20 protein-coding genes are annotated in these 23,325 nt (G+C 59.7%); 9 read left to right on the forward strand and 11 right to left on the reverse strand.

Annotation, left to right across the window (positions count from 1 at the left end; translation table 11 throughout):
* Positions 1 to 30: 30 nt before the first annotated feature.
* From M0D67_RS10075 to M0D67_RS10090, 4 genes are all read right to left on the reverse strand, one after another.
* Positions 31 to 1,332, reverse strand: a complete 1,302-nt coding sequence (locus M0D67_RS10075; RefSeq protein ID WP_171927967.1) for a UDP-N-acetylglucosamine 1-carboxyvinyltransferase — start codon at positions 1,330 to 1,332, stop codon at positions 31 to 33.
* A gap of 163 nt (positions 1,333 to 1,495) precedes the next feature.
* The gene (locus M0D67_RS10080) at positions 1,496 to 2,497 is read right to left on the reverse strand and encodes an NADP-dependent oxidoreductase (RefSeq protein WP_266238806.1); all 1,002 of its coding nucleotides are present in this window, start codon (positions 2,495 to 2,497) and stop codon (positions 1,496 to 1,498) included.
* A 94-nt stretch (positions 2,498 to 2,591) separates the two neighbouring features.
* Positions 2,592 to 3,401 carry an oxidoreductase gene (locus M0D67_RS10085; RefSeq protein WP_171927969.1) on the reverse strand — a complete coding sequence of 270 codons (810 nt, stop codon included), beginning with the start codon at positions 3,399 to 3,401 and terminating at the stop codon, positions 2,592 to 2,594.
* 116 nt (positions 3,402 to 3,517) lie between these two features.
* Positions 3,518 to 4,126, reverse strand: coding sequence for a TetR/AcrR family transcriptional regulator (locus tag M0D67_RS10090; protein ID WP_171927970.1), 609 nt, complete (start codon positions 4,124 to 4,126; stop codon positions 3,518 to 3,520).
* A gap of 420 nt (positions 4,127 to 4,546) precedes the next feature.
* On the opposite strand from M0D67_RS10090, the gene M0D67_RS10095 reads away from it, so the two are divergent.
* Complete coding sequence (locus M0D67_RS10095) at positions 4,547 to 6,103, forward strand: methyl-accepting chemotaxis protein (RefSeq protein ID WP_171927971.1); 1,557 nt, start codon at positions 4,547 to 4,549, stop codon at positions 6,101 to 6,103.
* A gap of 152 nt (positions 6,104 to 6,255) precedes the next feature.
* The gene (locus M0D67_RS10100) at positions 6,256 to 7,353 is read left to right on the forward strand and encodes a beta-propeller fold lactonase family protein (RefSeq protein ID WP_154560205.1); all 1,098 of its coding nucleotides are present in this window, start codon (positions 6,256 to 6,258) and stop codon (positions 7,351 to 7,353) included.
* Positions 7,354 to 8,165: 812 nt separating this feature from the next.
* Here the strand turns inward: M0D67_RS10100 and M0D67_RS10105 are convergent.
* Both M0D67_RS10105 and M0D67_RS10110 read right to left on the reverse strand, forming a co-directional pair.
* Positions 8,166 to 9,377 (reverse strand): M20 aminoacylase family protein, encoded by a 1,212-nt coding sequence (locus tag M0D67_RS10105; RefSeq protein ID WP_171927975.1) that lies wholly within the window; start codon positions 9,375 to 9,377, stop codon positions 8,166 to 8,168.
* Positions 9,378 to 9,422: 45 nt separating this feature from the next.
* Positions 9,423 to 10,664, reverse strand: coding sequence for an MFS transporter (locus M0D67_RS10110; protein ID WP_233464838.1), 1,242 nt, complete (start codon positions 10,662 to 10,664; stop codon positions 9,423 to 9,425).
* A gap of 201 nt (positions 10,665 to 10,865) precedes the next feature.
* Between M0D67_RS10110 and M0D67_RS10115 the strand changes: the two genes are divergently transcribed.
* Positions 10,866 to 11,747, forward strand: coding sequence for a LysR family transcriptional regulator (locus M0D67_RS10115; protein WP_154560208.1), 882 nt, complete (start codon positions 10,866 to 10,868; stop codon positions 11,745 to 11,747).
* A gap of 58 nt (positions 11,748 to 11,805) precedes the next feature.
* Here M0D67_RS10115 and M0D67_RS10120 read toward each other — a convergent pair whose 3' ends face one another.
* Positions 11,806 to 13,107, reverse strand: coding sequence for an aspartate aminotransferase family protein (locus tag M0D67_RS10120; protein WP_171927972.1), 1,302 nt, complete (start codon positions 13,105 to 13,107; stop codon positions 11,806 to 11,808).
* A gap of 78 nt (positions 13,108 to 13,185) precedes the next feature.
* Between M0D67_RS10120 and M0D67_RS10125 the strand changes: the two genes are divergently transcribed.
* Both M0D67_RS10125 and M0D67_RS10130 read left to right on the forward strand, forming a co-directional pair.
* A complete protein-coding gene (locus M0D67_RS10125) occupies positions 13,186 to 14,070 on the forward strand; it encodes a LysR family transcriptional regulator (protein WP_171927976.1) in 885 nt (294 codons plus the stop codon).
* 124 nt (positions 14,071 to 14,194) lie between these two features.
* Positions 14,195 to 14,668, forward strand: a complete 474-nt coding sequence (locus M0D67_RS10130; protein WP_266238725.1) for a VOC family protein — start codon at positions 14,195 to 14,197, stop codon at positions 14,666 to 14,668.
* A gap of 84 nt (positions 14,669 to 14,752) precedes the next feature.
* On the opposite strand, the gene M0D67_RS10135 is transcribed toward M0D67_RS10130, so the two are convergent.
* The 3 genes from M0D67_RS10135 to M0D67_RS10145 are packed head-to-tail and all read right to left on the reverse strand — an operon-like array spanning position 14,753 to position 18,466.
* On the reverse strand, positions 14,753 to 15,853 hold the full coding sequence (locus M0D67_RS10135) for a hypothetical protein (RefSeq protein ID WP_233464839.1): 1,101 nt from the start codon (positions 15,851 to 15,853) through the stop codon (positions 14,753 to 14,755).
* Positions 15,850 to 18,087: an FAD-binding protein gene (locus M0D67_RS10140; RefSeq protein WP_266238726.1), complete on the reverse strand. Its 2,238-nt coding sequence runs from the start codon at positions 18,085 to 18,087 to the stop codon at positions 15,850 to 15,852. Before M0D67_RS10140 ends, M0D67_RS10135 begins: the two co-directional genes overlap by 4 nt.
* A 7-nt stretch (positions 18,088 to 18,094) precedes the next feature.
* Positions 18,095 to 18,466 (reverse strand): DUF805 domain-containing protein, encoded by a 372-nt coding sequence (locus M0D67_RS10145; RefSeq protein ID WP_266238727.1) that lies wholly within the window; start codon positions 18,464 to 18,466, stop codon positions 18,095 to 18,097.
* Positions 18,467 to 18,675: 209 nt separating this feature from the next.
* Between M0D67_RS10145 and M0D67_RS10150 the strand changes: the two genes are divergently transcribed.
* From M0D67_RS10150 to M0D67_RS10160, 3 genes are all read left to right on the forward strand, one after another.
* Entirely contained in the window at positions 18,676 to 19,653 is a 978-nt protein-coding gene (locus tag M0D67_RS10150) for an alpha/beta fold hydrolase (RefSeq protein WP_266238728.1), read from the forward strand.
* Between the two features lie 116 nt (positions 19,654 to 19,769).
* Positions 19,770 to 20,891, forward strand: coding sequence for a sensor histidine kinase (locus tag M0D67_RS10155; protein ID WP_171926519.1), 1,122 nt, complete (start codon positions 19,770 to 19,772; stop codon positions 20,889 to 20,891).
* Positions 20,892 to 21,083: 192 nt separating this feature from the next.
* Positions 21,084 to 21,572: an SRPBCC family protein gene (locus M0D67_RS10160; protein ID WP_154560215.1), complete on the forward strand. Its 489-nt coding sequence runs from the start codon at positions 21,084 to 21,086 to the stop codon at positions 21,570 to 21,572.
* A gap of 22 nt (positions 21,573 to 21,594) precedes the next feature.
* On the opposite strand, the gene M0D67_RS10165 is transcribed toward M0D67_RS10160, so the two are convergent.
* Entirely contained in the window at positions 21,595 to 22,170 is a 576-nt protein-coding gene (locus tag M0D67_RS10165; protein ID WP_171926518.1) for an isochorismatase family cysteine hydrolase, read from the reverse strand.
* Between the two features lie 724 nt (positions 22,171 to 22,894).
* On the opposite strand from M0D67_RS10165, the gene M0D67_RS10170 reads away from it, so the two are divergent.
* Positions 22,895 to 23,197 (forward strand): hypothetical protein, encoded by a 303-nt coding sequence (locus tag M0D67_RS10170; RefSeq protein WP_171926517.1) that lies wholly within the window; start codon positions 22,895 to 22,897, stop codon positions 23,195 to 23,197.
* Positions 23,198 to 23,325 lie beyond the last annotated feature (128 nt).

Below are 23,325 nucleotides of genomic sequence, written 5' to 3' on the forward strand. Positions count from 1 at the left end.
GTTCGGGTTCCGGTGGATCGCCTTAGACGATCATTCGCTGCTGGTCCATTCCACGCGCGCCCCCACCGAGCGCAGGTTTTCCACAAAATTGGGGTGTGCGCGGCGGATCGGCAGCGCATTGGTGATTTCCGAGCGCCCCTCGATACTCGCGGCGACCATGAACAGCGCGATTGCCACGCGAATGATGTACGGACTCTCGACCTTCGCGGGACTTAACTGAAGTCCGCCGAAAGTGATCAAACGATGAGGGTCCGACAGGAACACGTGAGCCCCGAACTTGGAGAGTTCAACGGACCAGCCCATCGCGCCGTCATAGACCTTGTTCCAGAACATCGCGCTGCCTTCCGCCTTCACGCCAAGCGCGATGAAGATGGGGAGCAGATCGACGGGCAGATACGGCCAGGGCGCCGCTTCTACCTTGGTGAGAATATTCTGGGTGAACGGGCGGCGCACTCGCAATGGGCCTTCGCGAACGGCGTGCGACCAGCCATCGCGATGCTCCACCTGCACGCCGAACTTCGCGAAGGTTCGGTCGATCAGCGGGAACTGATCGGGCGCGCTGTTTTTGACCTTGATGTCGCCCCCGGTGATTGCGCCAAGCGCGAGAAAGGTCGCGATTTCGTGGAAGTCCTCGCTGAACCGGAACTCGCCGCCGCCCAGTCTATGGCCGCCTTCCACGCTCAGGCGCGATGTGCCAATGCCGTCGATCGGGACACCCAGCATGGCCAAAAAACGGCAAAACTCCTGCACATGCGGTTCCGATGCTGCATTGACCAAGGTCGACGTACCGTTGGCCGACGCCGCGCAAAGCACGAAATTCTCAGTGGTGGTGACCGACGCGTAGTCCAGCCAATGATGATTCGCCGCCATTTGAGTGGCCGCGCGCACGATCAGCGAGTCGGTGGTGCGCTCGATGCCTGCGCCGAAGCGCTCGAACACCTCAACATGCGGATCGATCTCGCGCACGCCCAACGTGCAGCCCTTCACGTCGTTCTCCAGACGTGCAACGCCGAAACGCGCCAACAGCGGCGGCACCAGCATGATCGAAGAACGCATCTCCTCGGGCAGCCTGTGCGCGACGGGATCGAAGGACGTGGCGTGGTGATGCAAATCGAGAATGCCGGTGGCAAAGTCCATCGACACGTTGCTGCCGAGCGTGCGAAAGATCTCGAGGATCTTCTTGACATCGGTAATCTCGGGTACGCCGATGAGACGCAGTGGCTGGTCGGTCAGCAGCGTGGCACAAAGGATAGGCAGGACAGCGTTCTTGTTGGCGGATGGCACGATCTCGCCGCGTAACGGGAGGCCGCCATGTACGATCAGGTTCGACATGTTCGGGAGAGAGCTGGTGGATTGAGAAGCGAGGCCACTATCATGCCATCGGATGGCATGCGGAGGATGTTTCGGGATTCCGGGGCGGTTTTTTTTCTTGTCGTTTCTTGCCGCAATCTATCCTGCATCTCCCGGCCAATGGTTCGCGACCGGTCCAAGCTGTCTATTGGATCTTGATGACAACCTTACCCTTTACACGGCCTGTCTCGACGTAAGCCAAGGCCTCATTGGTTGCTGCAAACGGGAAGATCCGATCGATCACCGGTCGTATGGATCCTGCATCGATCAGTGCAGCGATCCGGCTCAGTTGGTCCCCGCTGGCGCGCATGAACACAAATGAATAGCTGACGTCATGACGTTTTGCAGTTTTCCGGATGCGACAGCTCAAAAGACGCATCACCATTTTCAGGAACCACGAAGCGCCCATCTCTTTGGCAAAGTCGGGATCGGGCGGTCCCGCGATCCCGATGAGTTTGCCACCCGGCTTGAGCACGCGCAGCGACTTCTTGAGCGTATCGCCGCCCTGCGTGTCGAACACCAGATCGTAACCTTTGAGGATGTCAGCAAAGTCGTCTTTCTTGTAATCGATAACGATATCCGCACCGAGTTGCTTCACCAGTTCGGCATTGCGCGCGCTCGTTGTCGTCGCGACGGTCGCGCCCACATGTTTCGCCAGTTGAATGGCGAATGTGCCGACGCCGCCCGAGCCGGCATGGATCAACACTTTCTGCCCTTTCTTGAGTTGTCCTTTTTCGATTAGCGCCTGCCACGCGGTCAAGCCTACCAGCGGGATCGACGCTGCTTCTTCCATGGCGAGTGATTTGGGCTTCAACGCCACGCCGTCTTCTTTGACGGCAATGAATTCCGCGAAAGTGCCAATGCGATCTTTGTGCGGTCGGGCATAGACCTCATCGCCTGGCTTGAATTGCCGAACGCGCGATCCAACACGGACCACCACCCCTGCCAGGTCGTTGCCCAGAATCAGCGGCAAACGATAGGGCAGAATGAGCTTGAACTCGCCGTCCCTGATTTTGGCATCGAGCGGATTCACGCCCGCGGCGTGGATCTGGATCAATACGTCGTCCTCACGCGGCTCCGGGACCGGCATTTCGCCAGCTCGCAAATCATTCTTGCGGCCATATCGATCGACAACAAATGCCTTCATCATGTTTCCTTGTACGTTTCTCGTTGAGTCAGGTTGTTTCGCGGACAGTAGCGGGGATGTAGCGCTCTAGCTCGATGGCAACGCAGTCATGCCGTTAAGTTTGAAGTCGAAGGTCTTTGCGAATACCTGCATCCACAAGGCCGGCGGGCGCAAACCTGCGCAGCAATCGCAGACGGGCGGCGAGTCCACCGGCTGTATAGCGAAGTTTCGGGCGAGCCGCGATGGCGGCGTGCAGTACGGTCTCGGCCACGACTTCGGGACCGTCAGCGCTCTCGACGACCTCTTTCACACGCCTCGCGATGGCCGTGCGTATCTCAAGGTAGTCGTCGAGGGGAGCGTCCGGCTCCATGAAGTTCGCGTCGAAGGGCGTCTTGATGTAGGCGGGCTCAATGACGGAGACCCGGATGCCCATCGTACGCAACTCATGATCGAGCGATTCCGAATAGCCTGCGACCGCATGCTTGGTGGCGGAATACAGCGCCATGTAGGGCATGGGTAAGAAACCCAGCACAGAGCCGATGTTGATGATGCGGCCGCTGCCTTGCTGCCGCATATGGGGCACCACGGCACGCGTCATGCGGACGATTCCGAAGAAGTTCGTATCGAAGATCGCGCGGGCCTGGTCAATCGAACTCTCTTCTGCAGCGGCAGGGGCCACGCCGAAACCAGCGTTGTTCACCAGCAGGTCGATGCGGCCGTGCAGGCGCAGTACTTCCTTGACGGCAGCTTCGACCGATTCATCGCTAGTCACGTCCAGGGGCAGCATCTCGAACCTCCGTTGGCCGGCCTGTGCGCCGCGCCGGCTGGTGCCGTAGACCTTGTATCCGGCCTTCGTGAGCCGCTTGGCCGTGGCTTCGCCGATTCCTGACGAGGCGCCCGTAACGAGCGCTATTCCAGTTTCCATGATGTCCTTCCGATATTGAGGGATGTCTTTAGGTGCTTGCTTGAGTGTTCATCTCGCAAAAATATGATGTTCATCATATTTCCGGTCCAACAAAAACCGGCACCGGGCCGGTGGATTTACGCGTCAGTGGGCGCGAGTTTTTTCAATGCGGCTTCAAGAAAATTTTCCGACAGTTTGGGGTCGTCGACGGCACGCGCCAGCACCATGGTGCCAACCATGGTGGCCGCCGTGACAAGCGCCTGCTCATGCGCGCCTGGCTGACCCCAATCGGGCAACTGGCGCGCAATGACATCGATCATCTCCTTGATGCGGCGGGTGGCTGCGCGCCGCACGACCGGCGCCTGGCGCGGCATCTCGGAGCCAAGGGCGGAGACCGGGCAGCCATTCTCTATGTCTTCGCAATGTTCCTTCGACAGATACGCGCGCACCATCGACGGCAACGCTTCCTCTGGCGGTACGGAGGCGGCGATATGTTCCGAGAGCGCGACGGCTTCAGCACCGGCGCGGTCAGCGGCTTCGGCAAGCAGCACCTCGCGCGACGGGAAGTGGGAATAGAAGCCGCCATGCGTCAGGCCGGCCTCCTTCATGATGTCGGCCACTCCTGTGCCGTCGTATCCGCTGCGCCGGATCGCGCGCGCGGCGACTTCCACGATGCGCTCGTGCGTGATTTCTTTGCGGCTGGCAGTCTTCCGATTGATTGATGGCTTTTTCATGATGACCATCATATAACATTTCGACGCAATTTACTGGGCGGGGCAATGTCGATGACGGTCAATGTCTCTCAGACTGCGCTGAGCAGCGCTACCAGCTCCGGGGTCTTGGCAGTGCGTGCCCGCGTTGCTTCGCCTGCGATATCGGCGGTTACGATCAGCTTCATAGACATATGACGTCATATAAATAAGGTCTCAGCCGGTATCGCGTTGAAAGAAATTGAAATTTAGTGATTTGGGGAAATTCGGGTAAATACGCGTCGAAGAATTTCGACAAGGGGTCAATTCGTCTTGTATGATGACGTATCTCGAAATGGATCTGCACGGCACCACGCCACGCCGCGGGCTGTACCGCAATCTTGCGAGATCGACGGCTCAGGTTTTGCGTTGTTTATGTCGTAAACAGTCAAACAATGGTTAACTGGATCGGTAGGCATGCGTAATCTGACAATAAGACACAGTCTCCTTGCCGTCCTCGTGCTTTTCGCGGGCATGATTCTGATCGGCGGCGTAGTGGGGGTGCTAGCACTTGGCCGTTCTAACGACAACGCTCGGCGTCTGCACGATATCGCCAGCCAGGAAGTGCTGGTCAACGATGCCTATAAAGACTCCACACGCACCCGCGCCGCTCTGACGCGTGCGTATTCTGCTTTGAAAGAGCGCAATGACGAAGCGACCCGCGACTCGGCGCTCAAAAGTGCGGCCACGACATTGGAGCGTGCGGATCGCGGAACCCAGATGTTTCGTGATGCTGATAAATTTGCGGGGCAGGACGACGCGCTGAAGCAAAAACTCGTCGATTCTTCCAATACTCTGGCCACGATTCTGCATGCTGCGTTCGACGCCTTGCGGCGGGGCGATACGAATGCTTACGTATCGATCAACGATAAAGACATCACGCTGGCTGGCGTCGCCTATTCGGCCAATGTCGAGAAGTTCCAGAACCTCGCTGAAGCACTTGCCAAGGATTCCGCCGCGCAAGGTGATCGTGAGTACACCTGGGTCGTCACGATGGTGGCGGCGGGGGTGGCACTGGCCCTTGCATTGATCGTCGCCGCGCATTTCGCTTTGCGGAAGATCGTGGTCCGTCCGCTGCAGATTGCCTCTGAGTTGCTCAACCGTATCGCGGGCAGCGACCTGACCGTATCGATTCCGGAAGGGGGCAGGAGCGAGTTGGGACAGTTGTTTACGGCGATGTCGCAGATGCAGACGGGCTTGGCGAAGACGGTGTCGAATGTGCGCGTGAACTGTGAAGCCATCCACGGTGGTGCGCGTGAGATCGCTGCCGGCAACCTCGATTTGTCGAGTAGAACCGAGCAGCAGTCTGCGTCGCTTGAAGAAACGGCGGCCAGCATGGAAGAGCTGACTTCGACCGTCAAACAGAACGCCGACCATGCCCGCCAGGCAAGCAAGCTCGCCGCTAACGCGGCGGACGTCGCCCAGCGAGGCGGCAATGTCGTGCAGCAGGCAGTGCAAACGATGACGGCAATCACGGCGAGTTCGAACAAGATCGCCGAGATCACGGGGATGATCAACAGCATCGCATTTCAAACCAACATCCTGGCCTTGAATGCGGCGGTCGAATCCGCGCGAGCAGGGGAGCAGGGTCGCGGCTTTGCCGTTGTCGCCGGCGAGGTGCGCACGCTCGCGCAGCGCAGCGCTGCCGCGGCACAGGAGATCAAAACGCTGATCGCCGCATCCGTCAACGATATCCGTGACGGCAATGAACTCGTTGTCCAGGCCGGGCAGACCATGGGCGAGATTGTGGGCGCGGTGCAAGGCGTCGCCACCATCATGGCTGAGATTACTTCGGCGACAGTTGAACAGAGCTCCGGCATCGAGCAGGTCGGGCAGGCCGTCAGCCAGATGGACCGGGTAACGCAGCAAAACGCCGCGCTAGTCGAGCAGGCAGCCGCCGCCGCGAGCGCACTTGAGCAGCAGGCGCAGGCGATGACGGATGCTGTTTCGGCATTCCGCCTCAATCGGGCTTGACCCGCATCCATATCCAGTAGAAGCATCTGTCGCGCACGTGCCGGGCTGGCAATGTACTGCCACCGGCCGCGGATATTCTTTCGAAAAGACTGAGGCGGCCGATGCTGGATGTTCATATTCGACGAATTCAACCATTTCAACGGAGTGTCACGATGAGCGTTAGGGCCACCCTGGTCGCAGCAATCCTGTTTGCGGGTGCTTTGGGATCGGGCGTATCGCAGGCTGCTACGTACGCCTACGTATCGAATGCGGACAGCCAGGACATTTCTGTCTTCAGCCTCGACAAATCGAGCGGCTCACTCGCCGCAGTCGAGACCGTGCCGGTTGGGGGCACGGTCATGCCGATGGCGCTTTCGCCCGACCACCTCCGGCTCTATGCTGCGTTACGCTCCAAGCCGTATAGCGTGGTGAGCTTCGCGGTCAATCCGCTCGACGGTCGGCTGATCGAACTGGGCAGGGCGCCGCTTGCGGATAGCATGGCCTACGTTTCGACGGATGCGAGCGGCCGCTACCTCTTTTCCGCATCGTATGGCGGAAACCTTCTGGCAGTGAGCCGGATCGCCGCGAATGGCGTGGCGGGTGAAGTCCTGCGAACCGTCAAAACCGGCCCCATGGCTCACGCCATACGCAATGCGCCCGACAATCGTTATGTCTTCGCATCGGTGCTCGGCTCGGATGCGTGGTTGCGTCTGAAATTCGATGCGTCGAACGGTCAGTTGACCGAAGACGCCGCGCCCGCCTATTCGTTGCCTGCGAAGTCGGGTCCGCGCCACTTTGTGTTCTCGCCGGATCATCGCTTTGTCTATCTGATCGATGAGCTCGATGGCAAACTGCATGTGCTCGCGTTCGATAGCACGCGTGACAAAGTCAAACCCGTCCAGACCGTCTCCATCCTGCCGCCCGATTTTTCCGGCGACAAGCCGTGGGGTGCTGATGTACACGTCACGCCAGACGGGCGTTTCCTGTACGCCACTGAACGCACGTCCAACACGCTGGCTGCCTATCGGGTGAGCGCAAAATCAGGTGAATTGACGCGCATCGGCACGTATCAGACAGAAAAGCAGCCGCGCGGATTCAATATCGATCCGTCGGGCAAGTATCTGCTTGCAGTGGGTCAACTGTCGTCAAACCTGAGCGCTTACAGTATTGACCGCAACTCCGGCGCACTGGCTTTGATTGGACAGTACCCCGTGGGTAAGGGTGCGAACTGGATCGAGATCGTTGAGTTCGAGGGGACAAACGGCAATTGAGAGCCGGGTCACGGGTGAGCAGGTCAAGTTGCACACGAACTGCCTTGTCACTCTGTGACGTTGGACGGTCAAGTCAAGAGCTTTGCGGATGAAGTTCCACGCGACAGCGCAGCACCGTCGCGCGGAACGTCAAGCCGTTAGTCAATCCTGCGGCCGCTTGCCGAAGAGCGCAGATGTGGCTCTCCCGGTAGCCCGCGCCCTGCGGATCGCCAGCCGCCACAAACGGCCCACAGTCGCAAGAATGCCGGGGAGGGGTGGCCCTGTCGTTGTCGGTGGGTCATCCTCTGAAATCATCGAAATGACCGGCCGGCCGAAGTGGCCTTCCTGCATCGGAAGATTCCAGTACTCGTACGGGTACAACATCCGGGCGAAGCGAATACGTGCATCGCATCCGCCATCGTGCCATTCGACGGTAGTGTCCCAACGCGTTGCCGACACAGGGCCCCGGGTTGGGTAGATCGCAGTACTTGCCACGCGGTCTTTGCTGCAATCGTCGGTTGCAGGTAAGCCGGATGGGGCCAACTTTGGGCTTCTTTCGTCCATGGTCATCTCCGCTGGTGATGCCGATCACGGAGACGCCACAAACAAAAAAGGCCTCATCCGTATTTTCGGCGAGGCCTTTGAGCTGCGTTCCTGCTTATCTAACGCGCATTGGCCTCCGATGGCATGCCCGAACGGACTGCCATGTGGCGTTGAATCGCGAAAGAGAAGAGGTTTAGCGTCAGCACGGCATCAAGTTTCTTTGCAATTGGAACGCGTGTCAACACATGTGTGTTGGGTCAAGCCGACAGTTCGTTTTCCGCTGAGCCTGCTTATGCCTCTGCGCCCGGATGGTCGAGATAGGCGTGGGCAAGCGCGACCCAGTACGACGTGCCAAGAGGCAGCAGCGCGTCGTTGAAGTCATAGCTCGCACTGTGCAACTGGCACAGGCCGCCCGCTTGTCCGGGCAAGCGCGCCGAGCCGTCGCCGTTGCCGATGAACACATAGGCGCCCGGTTTGTGCAGCATATAGAACGCGAAGTCTTCCGACGTCATGGTGCGCTCCACGTTTTCGTCCACGTTCGCGGCTCCTACCAGGTCGCGCATGACGTTGCCAGCGAGCGCGGCTTCGGCCGCGTGATTGACAAGCGCCGGGTAGATGCGCGTGAAATTGAACGTGAGCTCGATATCGAATGCAGCGGCGATACCTTCCGCCACTGTGCGCATGCGGCTTTCTATCATGTCGAGCACATCGACGCTGAAACTGCGTACGGTGCCGTTGAGCATCGCCTGCTCAGGGATGACGTTCACCGCGCTGCCTGCGTGAATTTGCGTGACTGACAACACAGCCGACTCGTTTGGATCGACGTTGCGCGACACGATCGTCTGCCAGGCTTGCGCGATCTGGACGGCGACCATGACAGGATCCGCACTACGATGCGGCTGCCCGGCATGCGAGCCGCGTCCATTTATGTGCACTTCGAACGTGTTGCTCGACGCCATCAATGCACCCGGACGGATGCCGAAGTTGCCCGCGGGCATGCCCGGCCAGTTGTGAACTCCAAACACGGCGTCCATTGGGCATCGATTGAACAGGCCGTCCTCGATCATTAGACGCGCGCCGCAGCCGCCTTCCTCTGCAGGCTGAAAGATGAAGTTTACGGTGCCGTCGAAATGTCGATGCTGGGAAAGATAGCGCGCTGCGCCGAGCAGCATGGCGGTATGTCCATCGTGGCCACACGCGTGCATCTTGCCCGAGTAACGCGACGCGTGCGCGAACGTGTTTGCTTCGTGCATCGGCAGCGCATCCATGTCAGCGCGCAAACCAATGGAACGCTCGCTCGTTCCGTGACGCAGAACACCGACAAGTCCATACCCGCCGATCCCTCGAACGACCGGTATTCCCCAGTCGTCAAGAAGACTGGCGATATAGTCGGACGTCCGCTGTTCTTCGAAACGAAGCTCGGGATTCGCATGGAGATGTCGCCGGATACGGATCAGTTCGGGTTCAAAGGCGATAATCGATTCGTCGTAAATCATTTTCAGTTTTGGTGCGATCTGGTTTTTGGGGCATGCGACTGGACGATGTAATCACTCGAGCTGGGTTTGGACCGTGTCCGGTTCCGGGTTGCCTTTGCCTTTGGTCATAAACAGCACCGGCACGCAGCTGATCAATGCTGCGGTCGCGAGGTAATACCCGATCACAAGGCGATCGCCGGTGAAACCGATCAGCGTAGTCACCGCGACCGGCGTAAAGCCGCCAAACACCGTCACGCCGATTGCATAGGCAAAACCGACGCCCGTTGCGCGAAATTCCGTCGGGAAGACGTTGCCGAGCACGCTCGATGCACAAGCGGCGTAGCAGGCAAGCAGGATCGCGATGGTGACCTGCACCACCACGAGCGTAGCGAGTCCGGGGTAATGGGAAAGCAGCACGAACAGCGGATAGGCGGCGATTGCCGTGAGTGCGGCACCGATCAGCATGGGGGTACGGGTGCCGATCCGGTCCGACAGATGACCGATGATGGGACACATCGTCATCATCGCCATGCCATAGCTGACCTGTCCGACATAACTGTCAAAGAGGCTTAGATGAACCTCGCGAACAGCGTAGGTCGTGAAGTAATTCGAAACGTAGGTGGCGATCGTCCAGAACACCATGATTGCCACGCCGGTTGCCACCTGGCTCCGGTATTCGACCAATTGCGTCCACAGGGCTCGGCGCGGCAAACGCTGAGATTGCTCGAAGACCGCTGTTTCATCGACAGAGCGTCGGATGTACCAGCCGACCGGACCGATCAACAAGCCGAAGGCGAACGCCAGACGCCATGCGCCGCCGAAGATCTGCTCCTGGGTAAAGAGGCTCGTTAGCGCCAGTCCGACGAGTCCGGCGATCAGCGTGCCGCCGCCTTGCGACATTTGCTGGAAGGAGCCGAACAACCCCTTACGCGACGGTGGCGCGTTCTCGACCAGCATCGCTACCGTGCCGCCGATCTCGCCGCCCGCCGAAAAGCCCTGGATCAACCTGCCAAGCACGATAACAATCGGCGCGGCAATGCCGATGCTCGCGAACGACGGGCACACGGCTGGCACAACGGTACCGGCAGCCATGAGCAGCAGCGTGAGGCTCAAAGCCTTCTTGCGACCCGCACGGTCCGCGTATCGGCCGAGTACGAGCGCGCCCACTGGCCGCACGAGGAAGCCCACCGCGAAAGTGATGAACGTCAGAATCAGCGCGGCGAAGTCGGAACTGGCGGGGAAAAACGTCCGGGATATGGGAACCGCGAAAATGCCATAGGCAATGAAATCGTAAATCTCAAGAAGATTACCCACCGATGCCGCTGCAACTGCGCGTCGGCTGGGCACAGCCACCTTGTCTGGTCGATGACCGACCGCTTTCACACTCGCCATTTTGTCTGCTCACGTGTAGTTATGCGTGTCGGTACACTAAGCGCGAGGCGTGCTGCGGCACGCATACTCTTCAAAAATGGCAGCTATACTTTTGAAGCATAGGCATGCCCAACCCGATAAGACATGGAACTCCGACACCTTCGATATTTTCTTGCCGTAGCGGATTGCGGCAGCGTAGCGGAGGCCGCGCGACGACTCCACATTGTTCAACCGGCATTGAGTCGGCAGATCCGCGATCTCGAAGAGGAGCTGGGCAGCGACCTGTTTCATCGTAACGCCAAGGGCGTACAACTGACCACGCCGGGCGCGCAGTTTGCCATCGATGCGAGACGTGTACTGAACGATGTGGAAGCGGCGCGCGACTTGTTCGTGCGCATTGCGAGGGGCCAGTCGGGTGCGTTGAGAATCGGACTCGCGCCGAACTACAGCTGGCATCCCGCGACGCTGAAGCCGGTTCGTGACTTCAAGATCACGCATCCCGATGTCACGATCATGCTTGAACCAGGGCTGGCAGCGAAGCAGTTGGCGCGGATTTCGGATGGCAGCCTCGACGGCGGATTTCTCGCGTGGCGCGACCCGCGCGATCCGACTTTCTCCGCGTGTCATCTGTTCGACTGCCGTCTCAAGCTCGCGATGCCGCGCCCCAGTGACGGGTCTGCGCCCGCTATGCCGGAGCGGTTAGCCAACCTAAAGGACGAGCCATGTATGTGGTTCGCAAGGGAAGTGGCGCCGGCGTACTACGATTTTCTGATTCATCAATGCCAGCTTGCGGGGTTTTCGCCGCGTATCGTGCCTATCGGTGGCGACGTATCGACGATACTCGGCCTAGTGGCAGCGGGCATGGGGTACGCGATCGTTCCTGAGGCATCCATTTATAGTTGCCCGAATCAGGTTGTTCTGATGGATCATGCGGACCTAACCCTATCTTATCCGGTCGAGTTTGTCTGGCGAACCGACACGGTCAATCCTGTGCTGGAAGAATTCATCAAGGCTGTGGCAGGGTGACTTGAAAGTGTGAGCATCACATATCGTTCCCCGCCGTCTGTTATGAACACCGAAGTGACTACAGCGAGCGCTCAATCGCCTGCCCCAGCAGATCCAAACCCAGGTCGATCTCACTCTCGAGAACGGTCAACGGAGGCGCGATCCGAAAGACACCGCCCATACCTGGCAACTGCACGATATTCATGCTGAGCCCCAGGTTCATACATTCGCGGGTGATCTTCGCGCCGAGCCCATCCGCCGGCTCCTTCGTGCGGCGGTCTTTGACGATCTCCATCCCCAGAAGCAACCCGCGTCCGCGAATATCGCCGATGCACTCGAAGCGTTCCATCAGATCGAGCAGGCCGCGCTTGAGTCGCTCGCCCATCAGGTTCGCACGCGCGACCAGCCCCTCCCGCTCGACCACATCCAGCACTCGCAGGCCGACGGCGGCGGGAAGCGGATCGGACACATGCGTCGTATAGAACAGATAACCCAACTCATGGGCCCGCTCCTCGATCTGTGCGGAAGTCACGACGGCCGCAAGCGGCAGACCGGCGCCCAGCGTCTTCGACAAGGTGAGAATGTCGGGCGTGACGCCATCGTGCTGACAGGCGAACATCGTGCCCGTACGCCCGACACCCGTTTGCGCTTCATCGAGAATCAGCAGCATGCCGCGCTCCTCGCATTTGCGCTTCAGTGCGGCCATGTAGCCGACCGGCAGTTCGATGATGCCGCCGGAACTGAGGATCGGCTCTGCGATAAAGGCGGCGAGATTGCCACTGGACTGACGATCGATGAGATCGAAGGCATAGTCCAGTTCCGCCAGGTAATCGTATTCCCCATTGCGCTCAAAACGCGGCCGATACGGAAACGGCGCGGGGATCGCGTAGGAGCCGACGGCTGCCGGACCGACACCCTTGCGACCGGCGCTGTAAGTCGCGGATGCCGCGTTCCCCGTCATACCGTGCCAGGACTGCGCGAAACCAACGATTTCATATTTACCGGTGACGAGCTTCGCCATGCGAATGGCGGCCTCGTTCGACTCAGCGCCCGTACTGAGTAACAGCGCCCGGTCGAGCCCGTCAGGCGTGATCTCGGCCAACCGGGTCGCCAGATCGACCACCGGCCGCGACAGCATCCCGCTGAAAAGGTGGTCGAGCTTGCCGGCATATTCGTTGATGACCGAGACGATTTCCGGATGGCTGTGCCCGAGCACCGCGCTCATCTGCCCCGAGGTGAAATCCAGAATCGCGCGGCCGTCCGCGTCATAGACGAAGCTGCCCTGGGCGCGCTCGATGATCATCGGCTCGAAGGTGCCGCCATAGCGGATGAGGTGCTGTTTGGCGTTGCGCCAGAAATTTGCATCGTTGTTCAGGGACACCTTGCTTCTCCTTGGCGGGTGGCGAGAATAACTTGCAGTCTAGATGGCTCTCTGCTTTCATAGAATCGAATAGTTCTTATCGAAGATAGAAGCGGGGCTTATACCTTGAGTCTTTCCCTGGAAATTGATCTGCTGCGTTCGTTTATCGTCATTGCCGAAGTCCGGGCGCTCAGTCGCGCGGCCAACCGGATCGGCCGGACCCAGTCTGCGCTGAGTCAGCAGATGAAGCGCCTCGAAGAAATCGTCGATCAGCCGCTGTTCCAGCGCACGGGTCGAGGGGTGGTGCTGACCAATCCCGGCGAACGCCTGTTGATCCACGCCCAACGCATTCTGCGCCTGCACGACGAGGCGATGGCCGATCTGTCCGGCAAAGGGCTGTCGGGGACGATCCGCTTCGGCTGTCCGGACGACTACGCCGCTGTTTTCCTGCCGCATTTGCTGCGCCAGTTCTCGAGCCAGCACCCGCATGCCCTGGTGGAGGTGATGTGCGCCCCGACCCCACGATTGCTCGAACAACTGGAGATGCATGCGCTGGACCTTGCCATGATCTCGCTGCCGGACGACGCAGCGAATGACGACATCATTCGCCGTGAACCGCTGGTCTGGGTGGGTTATCCGGGACTGGCTTCCGCGCACTTCGACCCCTTGCCGCTGGCGGTTTCCGATCCGGACACGCTCGACCATGTAGCGGCCTGCGAAGCGCTGCAACGCGCGGGCAGGGCTTACCGCATCGCCTATGCGAGCAGCAGTCTTGCAGGTCTGACGGCCCTGGTCCGCTCGGGGCAAGCCGTTGCCGTTATCACACAGACGGCAGTTCCCCCGGATCTCTGCATACTCAATGGCGATCCGGCGCTTCCATCCCTGCCCACCGTTGGCATTACCCTGAAGTTCGAGCGGAAGCGTCCCTCCCATCTGATTACGGTATTCGCGGAGCACATCAGGCTGACGTTGCCATTGCTGTGATCGAAGCCGGTAGAAAGTGAAATTTTTCTTCGCGGCGTGTCGATTTTGATAGTCTTCCTTCGTCGTCTCAATGGCAGCATGCGGCTTGCCTCCGCATTCAGCCAACCCTGACAGGAGATTTGCCATGACGATTCAAAAGATCACGCCATTTCTTTGGTATTCCGATCAAGCTGAGGAGGCCGCTGCTTTCTATGCGAGTATTTTTCCGGACTCGCGCGTCAATCGGGTTACACCGGTACCGGCCGCCGGTTCCACGAAGATGGTCGAATTTGTTCTGTTTGGGCAACCCTTCATTGCCATGAACTCCGGCGGGGGCGACCCGTTTAATCACGCGATATCCCTTATGGTCGACTGTGCCGATCAGGCAGAAGTTGACCGCTACTGGAATGCTTTTCTCGAGGGTGGCGGTTCGCCCGAGGCGTGCGGGTGGTTGAAAGACCGCTTCGGCGTCTCGTGGCAGATCGTTCCAGGCGATCTCATCAGGATGATGGCTGACTCCGATCCGGTAAAGGCAGGGCGTGTCGCTCAGGCCATGATGAAAATGGTGAAGTTCGAGGTCGCCGCGCTGAAAGCCGCTTACTTGGGGATGGCGGAGTAACAGAACGTCCCTTACATCGTGTGTGCCATAGAGCGCCGGTCAGGCTTGTCCGTTTCCAGCAGAAACTCCACACCCTCTGCCGATTCAATAGTCGTACACATGCTCCGTCACCAGGCCGTTTTTTCCGGCTGCCGCCAGAAAGTCGGACAGGCCATGAACCGGTATCAACAACGCGACGCGTCGTGTATGGGCCGGCATTGTCAGCGGCTGTTCGAACAATATGCGGCCGCTGCCGGCGGGCAACGGGGCGTCATCTTTCGCCCACACCGTGACCAGAATGACCGATGTGTTGCCGGCGATGTCGGTGAGATGAATGCCTTGTTGCGCAAGCGTTGTCGCCGCAAGTCTGAAGTCGAAATAGCGCGGCAACGCAAGTAACGCCCGACCGTCGGGCAGACGGGCAAGCACGCTGACGTGAGCCGGCGCCGACCACCCATCGGGCAGGCGGTCGACGACCACATCGGTCGTCATCAGGGCCGGTGTGTAGGTGGCCCGCGTCGCCTTCTCGATCAGTTTTCCGTACACCGCCTTGATCGCGTATTCGGTGGTCAGCGCGTAGCGGCGTTCCCATTTGCGTACGAGATCCGGTCCCCACAGCGGGACATCGCTCCAGAGATGATGAAGGCGGGCGCCGAAATCGAACAGGTACCAGGGCTCCTGACGGATGAAGTCCACGTACTCCTGAGCCGCCTGGGCGCCATAGCGGTCCTCGTCGGTGAGCTTTTTTCCGCCGAGCAGCCAACTCGCGCGACCCACGGTATTTTCGTAGAGGGAGCGCAGCGCATACTCCACGGTCGTACTCGATGCGATCACCCAGATCATCACGTGGTAACCGGGATTGAGCGGATAGTTGTCGTGCATCTGCTCACGCGTGACGGTCGCGTAACTCGACCAGAGCTGGCCGATCTGATCCAGAAACGGAAAGTCGTGCGACGGTTCGTGTTGCACGATTCGCGCGTACTCCGCCGGGCTGTGCACGAGATACCACTCCGGAAAAGTCAGCAGCGTCTGCTCGGTGCCGCGGCGATCCGCCGCCGGCACGGGGCTTTGGAATGAGGCTCCCGGTGTCTCAGCCGCCGCGGAGGACGCCGCCGCATGCGCAACCGGCATCGCGAATGTGAGCGCGACGCCGATGGCGATGGTGGTGGTGATGGTAAGAAGCGCCTTGCGCAACGGCCGCTTCATGCCGCCTCTCCATGGCGCACGAACGCCATCAGGATGTTGTCCGACGGATCGCCTTGCTGGGTCAGGCGCATTCCGGTATGGCGAAAACCTGTCGCTTCGACGCGCGCGATCCAGTCGTCCACGCTGGCGAAATGACGCAACTCCGACCGGTTGGTTTCCCACGTTTCGCCGAGGCCCGCGTTGAAAACCGTATGGGCGAGTGAAACGAATGCGTCCATTGTCGGCGTTGTGACGTCGTGATCGCGGACCACGAAATAGCCACCGGGGCGGACGATTCGCGCGATCGAGTCGAGAAACGGCGCGAGCTTCGCCGGCGCCATGTGGTGCAAGCCGACAAAGCAACTCACCAGGTCCGCGCTAGCCGCAGGCAGCGCGATGGGCGCGTAGTCGTTCAACGGCTGGAACTCGCCGATCGAGCCGATCTGTCCACGTTCGACAATATCGACCGGGCTCATTCCTGGCCGCACGTCATGAACCAGGGTTACCTTGCCTTTGAGCCGCAGATACTTCTTCATGGCCCGAACGTAGCGCCCTGTCGTGCCAATCTCGACATAATCCTGCAACGGCGAATCGCCCAGCAGCATGGCGGCTTGCCGGCCCATTTCAGCCTTCTGCATCGACAGGGACGGCAGCGCGTGCGTGAGCATCGCGAGGCGCGGCGTGATCGATTGGAGGCCCGCCTGGATCGCGCGATAGATCCGCTCGTCGCCCGTGTGTTCGGCTGTCGAAGTTTTGATCAACGTATGCAGACGGTCTTCGGGCAGCACATTGAAAATGTTCTGCAGGAACGCATAGAAACGATCGGCTTCGCGCTCGTCGCGATAGATCGTGGCGAACAGGGTGCCGTTGCTGTTGCTGTCCTCTTGTGCCGCCGTCACATCAGGCGCCGCATCTAGCACGCTTCGCTCAGGCGCATAGTAGCGATCCCACAGCGCACCACGCAGGCGATATTGCGGATCGAGCTCCCGCTTGAGCGCAAACATCTCGCGCGCTCGCGGATAGGCACGATGGAACTGCTCGCGCGTCGCGTGTAACTGGTAGGGCAGATAGTAGGTGCCACCCACGGCGAGCACGGCGTCGATCAGTTCGCGCGTCCATACCGCAACGCGCTCTTTGGCATTCTCGCGAGTGCGCTGCTTGTAGTAGAGCACGAAGGCAAACGTCTCTCCGCGCGCCCACGCCATGACGGTGCGGTTGTCGGCGAGCGCATGGCGGATCGAAATGTTGACCGCGTTCACCCGATGCCGCGAGAGGATCGCCGATAACGCCTCGGCGAATCGCGTGACGGCGTCTACGGGCACGAAGTACTCCTGCAGCACATACGTGCGCCGGCGTCGCCCAACCGGCTCGAGTTCTGCGACATCGTAACCGGCTTCGTAATTGCGCCAGTGCACCTTCTTGCCGAAATGCAGCAGCGGGTCGTACAGATACTCGCGACGAAACTTGCCGAGCGGCGTTTCGGTGATTGCCCATAGAAAGTATTTCGCAGCAAGAAAGCCGCGACTGAGCGGCTGCAATCGCGCCGACGTGGCCGGCTCGTCGGTGACCGTCCAGCTAATCGCCCGGCCGCGCGTGTAGCGCGGCGGATAGAGGTCGAAATTGTGGAAGATCACATCTTGATGGCTGCGCACGGTTGTATCGAACCATGCTTTGTAATCGGCAGTGCGCATCTTGCGATCGCTGCGCTTGACCCGCGTATTGGGCACAAGGTCGAGCTCCGCTTCAGTGATGATGCCTACGCCGCCATATCCGCCAATCGCCGCGTTGAACAACGGGGTGTTCTCGGTGGGAGTGGCGTTGACTACTTCGCCGTTGGCGAGCACGAGCGTAATCGCCCGTACCGACAGCACGACCGGCCCCAATCCCATGTATCGTCCGTGGGCGTTCACCGACAGCGCACCGCCCACGGTAAAGTTCGCGTAGGTCTGCATGATCTTGACCGACAGGCCGTGCGGATCGATAAACCGCTGGATATCGCACCAGCGGATACCGGCCTGCACGCGAATCACCGACGTGTGCGGTTCGAACCGGAGTACACGGTTCATCTTGCGCATGTCCAGATGCAGGGTGCCAGGACTCGCGGTGTGTCCGCCCATGCTGAAGTGGCCGCCGCCTACCGACACCGGCAGATTGGTCTGGGTGAGCGCCTCGACGACTTCCTGCGTGGAGGTGGGCGTAGCGATTGAAAATACGGGAATCCGGTTTAGCTGAGTGACGTCGTTGACTGTTGCCATGTTTGTGTCACTCCCCGATGTTGACTTTGAGGTAATCCGCGCGAGTTGCCGGATCGGGGCCAAAGCGGTTCTCGTGATCGACGCCGCGGCGCAGCACGTGGATCAGCACCCAGATCGGCCCGAACACCGGAACGATGGCGGTCAGCAACGACCATCCGCACCGTCCGGTGTCGTGCAGGCGCTGGGTGGAGAGCGCAACCGCGCTCCAGAGAAAAACGATCGCGAAGACGGCCGCACCGATCTCGCCAAACCAGGAACCGGCAAGACTGCCGAAGGCGGCGCATACCAATGCGGCAATGATGATCCGGGTCAGCCATTCGCTGCGGGTAATACGACCGCGGCTCAAAAAGAAAGCGGGGGTGAGGGTGGTTAATAGCATTTTTTATTTTTGCCTATTCCCGGAAGTCAATTGGTGATTCCTGAAGCTATCAAAACGTTTCAAGCCTCGGTGCGCAAGTTTAAGCGGACTTGATATTATCGGTCGATCTCAATCTTGAGAAAATTGGCTGAGCATAACTGTACATAATCATCGGCCAGAATAAGTGTGCCGCCGAACCCATCAAGCATAAAAAGAATGCGTGAAACGCCATGAAACTTTATAAAGTCGCGGTCGCACTGGTTGCTGTGCCGATCATCGCGCTGGTTGCCGTATTAGGCGGCGCGGATCTGATCGCCCATAACCGCGAGCGGGACGTCGCACGCAGCGCGGCGCCGGCCGGATCGCGCTTCGTCCGTGCGGCGGACGTGGACATGCTGATACAGGAGCGCGGCCCCGCTAGTGGACAGCCGATCGTCTTCATTTCAGGCGTGGGCGCCTGGAGCTCGACATGGCTTCCGACCATGGACTATCTCGCTCAAGCCGGCTACCACTGCATCGCGGTGGATTTGCCGCCTTTTGGGTACTCCAGCCGGCCTGCGGACAACACGTACGACACAGGCCACCAAGCCTTGCGCATTCTCGGGATGCTCGACACGCTGAAGCTTTCGCGGGTGATTCTCGTTGGCCATTCGTTCGGCGGGCGAGCCACGGTCGAAGCATTGATGGCCGAACCCAGCCGATTTAAAGCGGCGGTATTGGTGGACGTTGCGCTCTCTATCGATCCGCCGCCTGCAGAACGCGGGTTGCTCGGCAGCCTGATTGAGCTACCGGTCGTGGCGCGGCCTGTGATCGCCGCAACGGCGACCAATCCGTGGCTAACCGGATGGTTTCTGCGGAAATTCACCTCGCGTCATGACGCGCTGACGGCTGACCGGATTGCCGTCTATCGGCGACCGCTTTCTGTGGTTGGAACAACGCAGGCGTACGGATACTGGCTGGATGCATTCGTCAATGATCCAGGGCTTAGCAGAAGCAGTCGCTCGTCGGACTACGCGTCACTGAGCATGCCGGTCGAGGTGATCTGGGGGACGACCGATGGCGTAACGCCCCTTAGCGACGGATTACGCCTGTCACGACTGTTGCCTGACGCACGCATGAACGTGCTGCCGGGAATTGGGCATATACCTCATGTCGAAGACAATGCAGCGTTCAATCGGGCGCTTGAGGGCTTCCTCGTCCGCCTATAGGTTGCCCCCTATGTCACGCAATTTAGGGACCGGATAGAATCAAAGCAGCTACTTGTGCGCAATATAAGTTCAGCGAATGCGCCATACTGTCTTTTTCTGCTTCTTTGAGGGCAAACATGCGATTGGCTGACTTCATCCTGCGCGACATGGAAACGATTCTGGTGCAATGGGAGACGTTCGCCGCTACTCTGTTGCCGGCAGCCGTGGACATGAAATCGCTCGCCCTGCGAGACCACGCGCAACAGATTCTGCAAGCCGTCGCGAAGGATCTGTCGACGGCCCAGACCCGGGAAGCGCAAGCCGAAAAGTCGATGGGGCGGGCTCCCATACTGATCGGGGCGCCAGAGACCGGTGCGCAGACGCACGCCCTTCTGCGGGCGCGAGGCGGGTTCGACATTAACCAGTTGGCTGCAGAGTACCGCGCCTTGCGCGCCAGTGTCCTGCGCCTCTGGATGGACGAATGTCAGCCCGAAGCGCCACATCCGGATGATGTCATCCGGTTCAACGAGGCCATCGATCAGGCGCTTGCCGAATCGGTCGGGTATTTCAGCGCGCAAGTCGATCAGGCTCGCAATCTTTTGCTTGGCATGCTTGGGCACGACATGCGCAGCCCACTCCAGACCATCCTGATGACGGCCCAATATCTGGCGGCACTGAACGCTGGGGAGCAGGTATCCGTAGCGGCATCCCGTTTGATCAGAAGCGGCGCTCGCATGCAGGCGCTTCTGAACGATATGCTCGATTTCAATCGAACCCGGCTGGGTTTAGGGATCAATATCGCGCCGACTGATGCCGACCTGGAGAAACTGCTTGCCGACGAACTCGACCAGTTGCGGGCAGCGCACCCGGACCGTCAGATCGATCTGGCGGTGGAAGGGGACTGTCGGGGTGTTTGGGACGGCCGCCGTCTGCAGCAGTTGCTCGGCAATCTGGTGTTGAATGCGATCAAATACGGCGCGCCAGACGCGCCCGTGCGAGTAGTCGTGATCGGCGAAGAGCGGAACGTTCGTTTCGAGGTGAGAAACCAGGGACCTGTCATCGATCAAACGACGCTGCATCGGATCTTCGACCCGCTCCAGCGTGGCCTGCATCATGAAGACTCATATAACGCCGATGGCAACCTGGGGCTCGGACTGTATATCGCGCGCGAGATTGCCAAGGCCCATGGCGGCGAGATCGAGGCGCGGTCCGACGAGGCAGAAACCGCGTTCGCTGTGCGCCTGCCGCGTCTTCAATAGCGTTCGTCATGGTTCCGCCGATCGGCCGTCGGCTCGTATGCACTGACCGGCTGCCTTCGGCTGTCCTGCGGTTTGTTGCGGACGGCTCGATGAGATATCGAGGTGGGGTAACGCGGTGCCGTTTCGCCGGTGATGGCAAGTGCAGTGAGCATCTGACAAAATCTCCAGAAGAATGCTAAGAACGGAGGCAGCTTGCGGACGGCTGAATACCGCTTTTCCACCATTTGGCGCATCGACGCGCCAGTGCAGGAAGTTTGGGCGGCAATCCACGATTCGGCGCGCTGGCCCGAGTGGTGGAATAACGTTGAGCGCGTGGACCAGCTAGAGGCCGGTTCCGATCAGGGCGTGGGCGTCGTACAACGCTATACGTGGAAAGGCCGGCTGCCCTATCGCCTCGTGTTCGATATGCGGGTGACGCGCGTCGACCCGTTGGTCGCGCTGGAGGGGGAGGCCAGTGGCGACGTCGAAGGCGCCGGCCGGTGGAGCTTTTCAACCGACGGACGCAACCTTACCGTAGTCCGCTACGACTGGTGCGTGCGTACGACTCGCGCATGGATGAATGCATTGGCGCCGGTGTTGCGCCCGGTTTTCCAATGGAACCACGATGCAGTGATGCGCGAAGGCGGCGCGGCGCTGGCGCGTCGGCTGGACGCGCGGCTGCTTGGCATCGAGCACGGATGAAGCCGGCGCGGACGTCGAACGTCTAGGCGAGCAGCAGCAACGCATCCGCGAGCGACAGCACCGTGGTGCGCGAATCGAACGCGGTGGAGAATAGATGTTCATGCACCACCTGATCCGGGTCGTAACAGCAATCCTTGACCGTGTACAGGCGGAAGTCCGCGTCGCTCGCATATGCCACCGACGACAACACGACACCCGTCGACGCAATGCCGACCATAATCAGCGAATCGACACCTTGTGCGAAAAGTCGTGCCTGCAGATCGGTGCCGAAGAACACGCTGGCGCGATGCGCGATGATGACCGATTCACTCGCCTGCTGGCCTAACTCCGGCGAGGGCCGGTCGTCGACGAAGAGGCCAAGTTGCCTGATTCCCTGCCCATTCTTGTTCAATGGGCTGACTTCCGGATAGCCCGGACTGAACCGGAGGTTGGCGAAATAGACGCTGACGCCTTTGGCCCGCGCTGCGTCGCATAGCTTGCGCGTATTGGCGAGCAAGGCCGGCGCGACCGATGGAAAGAGCTCGAGAATGTCGGTCTGATAATGCATGACGACGAGCGCGGTTTGCGCAGGCACGATCGGCGGAATCTGTGAACTCATGACTGACGCCGCCCAATAGCTGCTGCCAATGCGACTGTCTCCATTTACATTTCTCCTTTACTTCGACACGCGGTTCATATTCACAACCAGAGACCGTCGAACGCAGCGAAGCATCCATTGTCAAAACGATGCTTTGCTGCCGTGGGAATATTACTTCATGTCGCTACTCCGGGATCCATCCTCGCACCGGAAACGAAAGCGTTCATTAAACGACGCTCCGGCGTTCGTCCTTCCTGATCGTGTCATCAGGAAGGACAAAAGACCGCTCGTACTTTCGTTACTTTAAGCCGTAGTCGACACCAGGCTCCCAACCGTTTGCATATGCGGATGTCCCTTGAGATTATCCGCGAGTGTCTGCACAAACGACTGCAACGACGTGCCCGAGTTGCTATCGCCAAGTGAGCTCAACAGGGACTGAAAATCCGTCTGCAGTGTCGACGCCTGAGAAGAAGACGAAGAAGAATCGCTGCTTGCATCCGAGGTACTGGACGCGGTACCTGAACTCGTCGTACTGCCGGACCCGAGTTCCTGGGCGAGCGCATTCAGCGCCCCGCCAATATCCCCATAGGAAGAAGTCGCGATCGAGTTCGTCGAGCCGCTCGTGCTATTAGACGTGGAGCCATCACCGTTGCCCGTTTGCTGAAGCGACCCCAGTGCCTGAAACAACGCCCCGAGAAAGGCCTGCAGCGCTCCGGAAATCGAGTTCGTTGACGACGAGTCGCTTGTGGAAGAGGTGGAAGAGGCTGCGGTGCTGGCCGAACTCGAAGAAGCCGTCGTACTCGACGTACCCGACGTAGCGGTGGTCGATGACGTGCTGCCAATTCCAAGGGCCGACAACGCCGCCTCGAGTGCCGACAACAGCGGATTCGAGTCCGTCGAACTGGTCGACGAAGACGACGAGGACGACCCCGATTCGCAGCCGCCGCCGGCCGAGCGGCGAGTGGCGCCGACAGAAAGCAGGCTCGTGCTGGTTTGTGAACCACTTACACTTTGTATGCTCATGATGTTTGACCTCCTTACGAGTTGAGCATTTAGAGTAAGCGATGACAACACTTCCAAATGCCTGGTAAGGGGTGGATTCCCGTCTCATCTCGGCCATCGGTAAGGCGCGGAAAGTTTTCGTTCGGAAATTGCCGTCCTTTCAACGTGCTACTT

The organism is Paraburkholderia sp. SECH4 (assembly GCF_030511745.1).
Taxonomy (GTDB): Bacteria; Pseudomonadota; Gammaproteobacteria; order Burkholderiales; family Burkholderiaceae; genus Paraburkholderia; species Paraburkholderia madseniana.